We start from the raw sequence: 9968 nt of genomic DNA on the forward strand, positions 1-9968 counted from the left end.
GCACGGGGCCTTACCCTGGTCGCCGCCACTTCCAGCGGTTCGCCGACGTGTTCGATGCCGCCGTTGCGGTGACGGGGCACACCATCGGTCAACGGATGAATTCGCCAGTTACGCCACGAGATACGCCACGGCAAGGTAGCGTCCCAACTGATGTGGGCGATAGTGGTGGTAGCCGGGTTGGGAATGGCGATTGACCCCGTGCGGCTGGGGCTCGCCGTGGTGATGCTGGCGCGGCGGAAACCCATGCTGAATCTGCTCGCGTTCTGGCTGGGTGGCATTGCAGCCGGTGTCGCTATCTCGGTAGCAGTGCTGCTGCTGATGCGGGATGTCGCGCTGGTGGCGATCCGAAACCTGGTAGCCGCCGTCGGGGAGCTCAGGTCCGGGACCTTTATCCTCGAGGGCCCGCGTCTCATGATCACCGTCGGTGTGGTCTCGCTGGTGGGATTGGCCGTCATGATAGCCCGGACAAGGGCGGCGACACGGGTCGTTGCGGAGCAGCCAGCCGTGGGCGCCGGCAACACCGCCGTCCTCGTGGAGGAGCGCCCGCAGAGCCGATTCGCGCGGATGGGCGCCCGGACGCAGGCCATGTTGGATGGCGACTCCCTTTGGCCGGCGTTCGCGGTCGGCGTCATAACGTCGTTTCCGCCCTACGAAGGCGTTGTGGTGCTGGCCTTCATCATGGCATCGGGGACGTCGATGACCACGCAGTTCAGCGCATTCATCATCTTCACCCTCATGGTGCTTGCCGTGATTGAGATCCCCTTAGTCAGCTACTTGGTGATCCCGGCCAAAACCGAAGCGGTCATGCTCCGGATTCAGCACTGGCTACGGACGTATCGGGCGCAGATCGCTCAAGTAATCCTCGGTGGCACCGGGGTCACATTTTTGATGCAGGGTATTGCCGCCCTCTGAGCGTGTTACCGATGGCGTGGTATCGGTGAACCCCGACCAGCCTGACGATGCGCCCGCAACCCCGCTGGTCTCGGTCTGCGTGCCGATGTACAACAACGCCGCCACGATCGAGCGCTGCCTGCGCAGCATCCTGGACCAGGACGGTGTCGACTTCGAGATCATCGTCGTCGACGACGACTCGTCGGACGACGGCGCCGCCGTCGCCACCGCGATGCTGCGGCCGGGGGACCGGCTGGTCAAGAATCAGCCGCGCCTCGGGCTCAGCGGCAACCACAACAAGTGCCTGGAACTGGCGCGCGGCACCTGCGTTCAGTTCGTGCACGGCGACGACTGGCTGCTCCCCGGCGCATTGGCGACGCTCGCCCCATACTTCGAGGACCCGGGCGTCGGGCTCGCGTTCGCGCCGCGGCAGGTCGTGGGCAACGACGAGCGGTGGCAGCGCATGTACGGCAAGATGTACACGCACTTTCGGAACCTCGGCGAACGCAATGACGGGCGCGAGTTGGTGCGACAGGCGGCGCTGGGCGGCCTGAGGGACAACTGGGTGGGCGAACCCACCTGCGTGATGTTCCGGCGCCGGCTGGCACTCGACGTCGGGGGCCTGCGCGACGACATCTACCAGCTCGTTGACTTGGACTTCTGGCTGCGCCTGATGTTGCGGTCGACGGTTTGCTTTGTGCCACGGGAGCTGTCGGTGCGCAGTCACATGAAGGGCACCGAGACGACGCATGTGATGTCGTCCCGGCGCTACGTACTCGATCAGCTGCGCATTCTCAGCTGGCTGGCCGTCGATCCGGCGTCAACCCGCTCGATCCGGATCACCGCCCGGCTCTGGTGGTTTCCCGCGTGGCTGGCGCTGGTCGTGGAGATCGCGGTCTTCGGTCCGCAGCGGGCGCGGCATCTGAAGACCTTGTGGCAGGCCACTTTCCGCGAATTTCCCCGCGCCCGGGCGCTAGCCGTGAATCTCGGCGGTCAGGCCGAATTCGTCGAACGTCCGTAAGACGTCCTCGCGCAGTGCGGCTTGGGAGTTGGTCCGGCCGGCCACATAGGCGTTGACCGCAAGGAAGATTTTTCCGTGCACCCGCCCCGAAGCGACGAACAGCTGCCCGCCCATGCGTTCGAGGGCGCGCTGGCTGATGCCCGGTTCGATCAGCCGCCCGGAGGTGTAGTCGGCGTCGGTCCCGTCCGGGCGGTTCGTCGCCGGAGGCATATCCCCGACGTTGGAGCAGCCGATGGGAAGGCTGGCGGCACCCAATCCCATTCCCGCCGCCCGCCGTGCGGCCCATTTGGGCGCCAGCGAGGCAAGAGGCAGCGGCCCCAGCAACTCCGCGGTGATCTCGGTGAGGTCGGCGAACGCTTGCTTGAACTTGAGACGGACCTCCCCGAGGTCGGAGGACAGGCGCGTCGGGTCGACCGAAATGGTGGGAAAGACCACCGCGTTGCCACGCGTGTCGTCTTCGGTGCGGTCGCTGACCGGGAACGCCAGCGTGACCGTTCCGTCGTCGCAGACGCGCCCCACTCGCACGCCGAGCCTGCCCGCGAATCCCGCGAGAAGCGTGAAGCTGTTTCCGCCAATGGTTTTCGCGCACGCATCCCAGGCCGTCACGTCGACGTAGGCCGTCAGGTAGGGCACCACGACGGGCCGATCGTGGGCGGCCCTGCGCGGCGAAGGCGGTGGCGACGTCATCGAGGCGACGACGTCCTCGCGCCGGTGTCGGGCGATCCGCACGGTGGCCGCCGCCGCGCGCGCCAGCTCGGGAGCCGACGCGATCGTTTGCCGGGCGTCCTGTAGCGCCGCCCGTCCGCGGGTGCGCGAACCGGGGCCGGGGTAGCCCAGGTGGCGGGTCCGTCCCTCCGCCGCGTCGGAGATGGCCTGCAGGATCCCGAGCCCGTCGACCAGGGTGTGCGACGTCGTCAGGCAAACCGCGGTCCCGCCGTCATCGAGGGGCAGGACCCCGAGATGCCAGCCGGGCCCGTATTCGGGATCCAGCGGCAGGCACGCCCGCTCGTAAAGCCAGGCGTTCAGATCGGCACGGGAGCGCGAGCTTTCGGCGATCTCGATGTCGGCGGGTCCGCGGGAGACCACCCAGCGGTCACGGGCGAAAGGCAGCGGCGACGGTTCGACCAGCCGGCCCAGCAAACCGTATCCAAGGTTTCGGTGGAAGCGGCGCAATCCGTCGATGTTTGCGGGGCGGTTGTAAATCCAGCTGAACTGCACGTGCGCCCCGTAGCCAAGCGCCCGCAGACCGAGGAAAGACGCCTGGTCCATGTGTGCGAGTCGATTGTCCACCGCGTACACGGTAGTTTATTTGCCAACAGGGGCGGAGCGCTTTGTGCGCGGGTGAAATCGGGGGCGGCAGGTGCGCCGCGCGGTTGTAACCTGGCCGTTCCGGGCCGGAAACGCTTTCGACGAAGGTAGTGTGTTGTCCGTGGTTCAGTCATCTATACCCGGTGTGCTGCGCGAACGCGCGAGCTTGCAGCCCAACGACGTGGCGTTCACATACCTTGACTACGACCAGGATTGGGACGGCGTCCCACACACCCTGACGTGGTCGGAGCTGTACAAGCGCGTGGTCAACCTCGGCGAACAGCTCAGGGCCAGCGGGTCGCCCGGTGACCGGGCCCTGATCCTGGCCCCCCAGGGTATGGACTATGTCCTGGGCTTTCTCGGCGCCCTGCAGGCCGGGCTGGTTGCGGTTCCGCTTTCGGTTCCATATGGGGGTGCGCACGACGAACGCACCATCTCGGTGCTGGCCGACACGTCACCGGCTGTTGTCCTCACGACGTCCGCGGTCATCGACAATGTCGCCGCGTCGGTGCAGTCCGGCCAGGCGAAATCGGCGCCCTCGATCGTCGAGCTCGATTTGCTGGACCTCGAAACCCGGCAGCGCCCCACCGGCCCGAGACCGCGGGCCGGCGCCGGCGACGGGTCGGACTTCATCTACCTGCAGTACACATCGGGATCCACTCGCACGCCCGCGGGTGTCATGGTGTCGAGCAAGAACGTCTTCGCCAACTTCGAGCAGATCATGGGCGACTTCTTCGCGCCCGAGGGTGGGATTGCGCCCCCGGGCACGACGGTGGTGACCTGGCTGCCGCTCTACCACGACATGGGGCTCTTGTTGGGCATCATCATGCCGATCCTGGCCGGCGTGCCGACGCTGCTGTCCAGCCCAGTCGGGTTCTTGCAGCGACCGGCGCGCTGGATGCACATGATGGCCCAGAAAGACTACACAATCTCGGCGGGGCCGAACTTCGCCTACGAACTTGCGGTGCGCAAGACCTCCGACGAAGACATGGCCGGGATCGACCTCGGCCGCGTCCACACGATCCTCAACGGCAGCGAGCGCGTGCAGCCCGCCACCCTCAAGCGATTCACGGATCGCTTCGCCCCCTTCAACTTCGACCCCCGGGCGCTGCGGCCGTGCTACGGCATGGCGGAGGCCACGGTGTACATGTCGACCCGCCAGGTGGGTGATCCGCCCGAGATCGGATACTTCGACTCCGAGAAGCTGCCCGGCGGCGAGGCGGTGCGGTGTGAAAGCGGAAGCGGCACACCGCTGGTCAGTTACGGCAACCCCACATCGATGCTGCACCGCATCGTCGACCCCGAGACCGGTCGCGAGTGCCCGGAGGGGACGGTCGGCGAGATCTGGGTGCACGGCGAGAACGTCGCCGCCGGCTATTGGCAGAAGCCGGAAGAGACGGAGCGCACCTTCGGCGCGAAGATCGTCGAGCCGTCGCAGGGCACACCCGAAGGCCCTTGGCTGAGAACGGGTGACTCGGGCTTCTTCTCCAGTGGCGAGATGTTCATCATCGGACGGATCAAGGACCTGCTGATTGTCTACGGGCGCAACCATTCTCCCGACGACATCGAGGCGACCATCCAGGAGATCACTGCGGGACGTTGTGCGGCGATCGCGGTTCCCGACAAAGGCGTCGAGAAGCTGGTCGCGATCATCGAGATGAAGAAGCGCGGCGCCTCCGAGGAGGAGGCAGCGGACAAGCTGCGCGGCGTCAAACGCGAAGTCACCTCCGCGATTTCGAAGTCTCACGGGCTGAAGGTGGCGGATCTCGTCCTCGTATCACCGGGTTCGATACCCATCACCACGAGTGGCAAGATCAGGCGATCGCAGTGCGTCGAGCTCTACCGGCAGGACGAGTTCGTCCGGTTGGACGGCTAGCGCTAGAGAAGCGGGTGCTTGCCGCGCCCGTTGCCGTTGGTGGGCTGCTGCGCCGGGGCGCCCGTCCCGAACAGCGGCAACGGATTGCCGAGGTCGTCGTCGGCCGATTGTTCGCTGTGCCCGTTGCCGTTCGAATGCCCGTTTCCATTGGCGCCGACCGTGATTGGCCGGGGCGACAGGAAGTCCTGACCGAACAGCGGTAGTGGGTGGCCGATAAAGCGATCGCCCTTGTGGTTGCCGTTGCCGTTGGTGGGCGGGGCGGAATGCAACCCCGGATCGCGGAGATCGTCGGTCAGGTGGCTGGGCAGGCCGCTGAGGTCGAACAGCGGGAGCGCGTGGTTGGAAAGTCGTTGTCTCTTCGACCGTTTCCCGTTCTTGGCGGCCGCGGGGCCGGTCTTGGCGACACCGTTGGGCCGTGTTCGACGCGACTTCGTCCGCGGCTTGTGTCCGGGCGGAACGAGTTTCAGGCGAACGAGCAGGTCGTCGGGAATCAACGGCTCGCTCGGCGCGCTCGTCGCCGAGGACGCGGCCGCCGGTCCCAGGGCGGCCGGGCTGGGAATCACCTTCATCTTGACCAGCTGGTCGGTCAGCTGATTGAGCTGGTGCTGCTTCTTCTGGTGGGCCGCGTAAACCTGGGCAGGGGTCTTGCCGAGGTGTGAAGGCCACCAGTTCTTTTGGCCAATCAGCGCGGCCATGGCCGGCACGGTGATCGAGCGCACCAGGAACGTGTCGATGAGAATGCCCATCCCGAGGATGAAGCCGGCCTCGGCCATGGTGTAGATGCTGGCGCTCATCAACCCGAACATCGAGGCCGCGAAGATCAGGCCGGCCGACGTGATCACGCCACCGGTCGAACCCACTGTGCGAATGACGCCGACCCGCACGCCGTGCGGCGACTCGTCGCGGATGCGCGAGATGAGCAGCATGTTGTAGTCCGCGCCGACCGCGACGAGCAGGATGAAGGACAGCCCGGGCAGGCTCCAGTGCAGGTTCTGCCCGAGCAGCAGCTGGAACACCAGGACGCCCAAACCCATTGCCGACAGGTAGGAAAGCAGCACCGAACCGATGAGGTACAGCGGCGCGACCACCGCACGCAACAAGCCGACCAAGATCAGGAACACGATCATGATCGTGGCGAAGACGATGTAGCCGATGTCGTTGTTGTAATAGTTACGCGTGTCGGCTAGCCCGCTCGGCACACCCGCCACCTGCACCGTGGCGTCCGACAGCTCGGTGTTGGGCTGCGCCGACTGCGCGGCCTTGATGATCTTCGGGATCTGGTCCATGGCATCGGTCGAGAACGGGTTGAGCGCGCTCTGGATCAGATACCGCGCCGCGTGCCCGTCGGGGGACAGGAAGATCGCGGCGCCCTGCTTGAATTCGTCCCTCGTCAGGATCTGCGGTGGGATGTTGAAGCCGGACATCGACGGCTTGTTGTCGGTGTCGTGTTTCATGCTCAACAGGAATTGCGACGCCTCGTTGAGGCCGCTGCCGATCTGCCGGGTGGAATCGACGAGTTGTTTCACCCCACCGGCGATCGCGCGGCTGCCGTCGGCAAGCGCGTTGGCGCCCTGTTGCGCCTGGCCCATCGTGGTCTGCAGATCCCTGATCGTCTTCATGGCGCTGGAGGCCTGAGTCAGCGTTTGCTGGGCGGTGTTCAGCGTTTGCCCGACGGTCTGCGATTTCCCGGCCGCCTGCAGGTTGTGGGCCATGATCTTGATCGAGTTGAGGGTGCCGTCATTGTTTGCCTGCACCATCGCGGCCAATCCCGAACGCGAGCTGACACAGCCCGGGTCGGCGTTGCAATCCGGGCTGTTGTTGAGGGCGTTCAACATCGGCGTGGCCCATGCGGCGATGTTTTCGGCGTTCATGGTCGACATGTTGAGGTTGTCGCCGAGCGTCTTCATCCGCCCGGTGAGGGCGGCGCCCTGGTCGAGCGCGGCGATGGTGCTGTCGCCGCCCGCCATCTGCTCCATCGCCGTCAGCGCGCTGACCGCAGGGCCGAGGCTGGTCAGGGCGCCGTTGACCTGATCGCGCAGCATCGCCAGGGCGTCGGCCAACTGATTGGAGCCGTCGACCAGGCGGTCCAGATCGCTCCCGTGCTCGGTGATCTGGCGGGATCCGTCGTCAAGCTTGCTGCCGACCTCACCGGCCTGGAACGAGATCTTGGTCTGCTCCAGCGGTTCGCCGTTGGGCCGGGTCAGCCCGCGCACCATCGTGATGTCGGGCAGTTGGCTCACCCGGGCGGCCATCTGCTCCAGGTCCGCGAGGGCGGCCGGCGTCCTCAGGTCGTGGGAGGGCGACTTGATGAACAGCACCATCGGTGTCAGCGCGTTCGCCGGGAAATGGCGATTCATCACGTCATATCCCTTGGAGCTGTCCACGGAGGCGGGCATGGTCTTGAGGTCGTCGTAGTTGAAGCGCATCACGGCCGTGCAACTGGCCAAACCGATGAGCACGATCAGGCTTCCGATCAGGTGGACGCGCGGCCGGCGCACGACGCGCGTGCCCATGATTCGCCACATCCGGGTGGTGAGGTCGCGACGCGGCTTGATCCAGCCGCGACGTCCGGCGAGCACCAATAGGGCGGGCAACAGGGTCACCGAGCACAGGAATGCCACGATGACGGAAATTGAAATCGCCGGTCCGACAGTCGAAAACACTTCCAGCTTGGTGAAGACCATCGCCAGGAATGCGACCGCGACGGTGGCCGCCGACGCGGCGATCACCTTGCCGATCGACATCAGCGCCATCTTCACCGCTTCGTCGGACGTGTGGCCGCGCCGCACATAGTCGTGATATCGGCTGATCAGGAAGACGGCGTAGTCCGTCCCCGCCCCGACCATGACTGCGGTCATCAGGACGAGGGTCTGCAGGGCGAACGGCAGGCCGATCTCGGTCAGCGCGGACAGGACGCCCTGCGACGTTCCGATCGACGCACCGATGTTGATCAGCGGAACCAGCATCGTGACGATGTTGCGGTAGATCAGGAAAAGGATGGCCAGCACCGAGACAACGGTGCCGATCTCGATGAAATGCGCGTCCTCCAGCGCCATTGCGGTCGCGTCGGCGATCGTGGCCAGCGGCCCGCTGACGTGGGCGGTCAGCGAGGTTCCTGCGGTGACCTCTTTGGCGATGTCTTTGACGTGGTGGTAGGCCGCGATCGTCGACGGCGCGGTGCCCGCGCCGGGGAATGAGACCGGCAGGATGAAGGCCTTGCCGTCCTTGCTCGCCAGGACCTCGCGCATCTGCGGGTTGTTCAGGAAGTCCTGCACCGTCAGCTTGTCGGCCTTGTCCTGGCGCAGCTTGTCCGCCAGCTTCGCGTAGACGGCCTCGTCGGCCGGCGTGATGCCGTTCTCGTCGCTGAGCAGGATCATCAGCAGGGAGCCGCCGCCACCCAGCGGATTGTCGCCGCCCCCGTCCCCGGCAGCGTCGGGGGCCTTCTTGGCGTCTGCGCCGGCCTTAGGGGCGCCGGGCATGGCGAAGGCCTTGGCCATCTCCTGGTTGACGACCACCGTCGGGGCGTTGTCCGGGAGGGCCTTCGGCTCCCGCTTGCTGGCCTGGACCGGCAACGGCGGAAAGACCAGTGCCAGGGTGACCGCCACCCCGATCCAGCCCGCGATGACAAGCAGGGGCCACCGCACGACGATGTCGCCTATGCGGTCGAAGATTCCCCCAGGCTTGGCTGCCTCGCCTGTGCCAGTCCGGCTCGACACCCCAACCACCCTACAATCCGGCGCACACTCGCGTGGGCTAATCAAGATCTGCGCGGTGACCGTGACATTGCTGTGATCTTGGTCTGAACGCCCTGGTCAGGCCCGCAATTGCCGGTCGCGAAGCGGTCAAGGCGGCTATTCGCCGTGTAGCGCCCCGGATCCGTGAAACACTCTCCCCGTGGCTCTCAAATACCGCCTGCAATCCAACCCGCTCGTCGGCAAGCTCACCACGAAGTACTTTCTTCCCCTTGGCACCCGCCAGGTCGGCGACGACGTGGTCTTCTTCAACTTCGGCTACGAAGAGGACCCTCCGATGGGCCTGCCGTTGGCGGCGTCCGACGAACCCAACCGCTACTGCATCCAGCTCTATCACGTGACCGCCTCGCAGGTGGATCTCACCGGCAAGAAGGTGCTGGAGGTCAGTTGCGGGGCCGGCGGGGGCGCCTCCTACATCATGCGAAACCTGGGCCCGGCCTCCTACACCGGGCTGGATCTGAACCCCGCCAGCATCGACAAGTGCCGGGAACGCCACCAGCTACCCGGCCTGGATTTCGTGCAGGGCGATGCCGAAAACCTGCCCTTCGGCGACGGCTCCTTCGACGCGGTGGTCAACGTCGAAGCCTCGCACCAGTACCCCCACTTCTCCCGCTTCCTCGAGGAGGTGGCGCGCGTGCTGCGGCCCGGGGGGCATTTCCTGTACACCGATTCCCGCCGCGCTCCCGTCGTCGGCGAGTGGGAGGCGGCGCTGGCCGCCGCGCCGCTGCGCAAGGTCTCGGAACGGGACATCGACGCGGAGGCCAAGCGCGGGCTGGACGCCAACACGCGGCGAACCCAGCAGCAGATCAGTGACCGCCTGCCCGGGTTCATGAACTCCCTGATCCGTTACGGCGTCGGGGTGATGGACTGGGATCTGCGCCGCGCCGGGGGCTTCTCATACCGCGTCTACCACTTCGCCAAGGATTGATGGGCTCGACTCCGTCATGAAGTTTGCGTTGGCGAGCTACGGAACTCGCGGCGACATCGAGCCGTGCGCCGCCATCGGCCGGGAGCTGCAGCGCCGGGGGCACGACGTGCGGGTTGCGGTGCCGCCCAACCTGGTTGACTTCGTAGAGTCGGCCGGGGTGCCCGCCGTCTCCTACGGGCCGGACACGCGCGA

General features: G+C 66.2%; 7 protein-coding genes. 5 read left to right on the forward strand and 2 right to left on the reverse strand.

What is annotated here, in order from left to right; translation table 11 throughout:
• The first annotated feature begins 150 nt into the window (after positions 1-150).
• Both A5706_RS07490 and A5706_RS07495 read left to right on the forward strand, forming a co-directional pair.
• Complete coding sequence (locus tag A5706_RS07490; protein WP_068128713.1) at positions 151-912, forward strand: GAP family protein; 762 nt, start codon at positions 151-153, stop codon at positions 910-912.
• 16 nt (positions 913-928) lie between these two features.
• Positions 929-1912, forward strand: coding sequence for a glycosyltransferase (locus A5706_RS07495; RefSeq protein ID WP_068128716.1), 984 nt, complete (start codon positions 929-931; stop codon positions 1910-1912).
• On the opposite strand, the gene A5706_RS07500 is transcribed toward A5706_RS07495, so the two are convergent.
• Positions 1865-3181, reverse strand: a complete 1317-nt coding sequence (locus A5706_RS07500) for a hypothetical protein (protein ID WP_068128717.1) — start codon at positions 3179-3181, stop codon at positions 1865-1867. The two genes, A5706_RS07495 and A5706_RS07500, sit on opposite strands and share 48 nt — an antisense overlap.
• Positions 3182-3341: 160 nt before the next feature.
• Between A5706_RS07500 and A5706_RS07505 the strand changes: the two genes are divergently transcribed.
• Complete coding sequence (locus tag A5706_RS07505; protein WP_068128729.1) at positions 3342-5096, forward strand: AMP-binding protein; 1755 nt, start codon at positions 3342-3344, stop codon at positions 5094-5096.
• A 2-nt stretch (positions 5097-5098) separates the two neighbouring features.
• Here the strand turns inward: A5706_RS07505 and A5706_RS07510 are convergent, their stop codons facing one another.
• Complete coding sequence (locus A5706_RS07510) at positions 5099-8812, reverse strand: RND family transporter (protein ID WP_082964238.1); 3714 nt, start codon at positions 8810-8812, stop codon at positions 5099-5101.
• A gap of 178 nt (positions 8813-8990) precedes the next feature.
• On the opposite strand from A5706_RS07510, the gene A5706_RS07515 reads away from it, so the two are divergent.
• Both A5706_RS07515 and A5706_RS32095 read left to right on the forward strand, forming a co-directional pair.
• On the forward strand, positions 8991-9776 hold the full coding sequence (locus tag A5706_RS07515) for a phthiotriol/phenolphthiotriol dimycocerosates methyltransferase (protein WP_068128720.1): 786 nt from the start codon (positions 8991-8993) through the stop codon (positions 9774-9776).
• Positions 9777-9792: 16 nt separating this feature from the next.
• The coding region (locus A5706_RS32095) for a glycosyltransferase (protein WP_197517775.1) at positions 9793-9968 on the forward strand (176 nt) is incomplete at its 3' end.

The organism is Mycobacterium sp. E796, from assembly GCF_001672815.1.
Classification (GTDB): Bacteria; Actinomycetota; Actinomycetes; order Mycobacteriales; family Mycobacteriaceae; genus Mycobacterium.

Coding starts and splice junctions, on each gene's coding strand:
- A5706_RS07490 (WP_068128713.1), top strand. CDS start 151: ATGTGGGCGATAGTGGTGGTAGCCGGGTTGGGAATGGCGATTGACCCC.
- A5706_RS07500 (WP_068128717.1), bottom strand. CDS start 3,181: ATGGACCAGGCGTCTTTCCTCGGTCTGCGGGCGCTTGGCTACGGGGCG.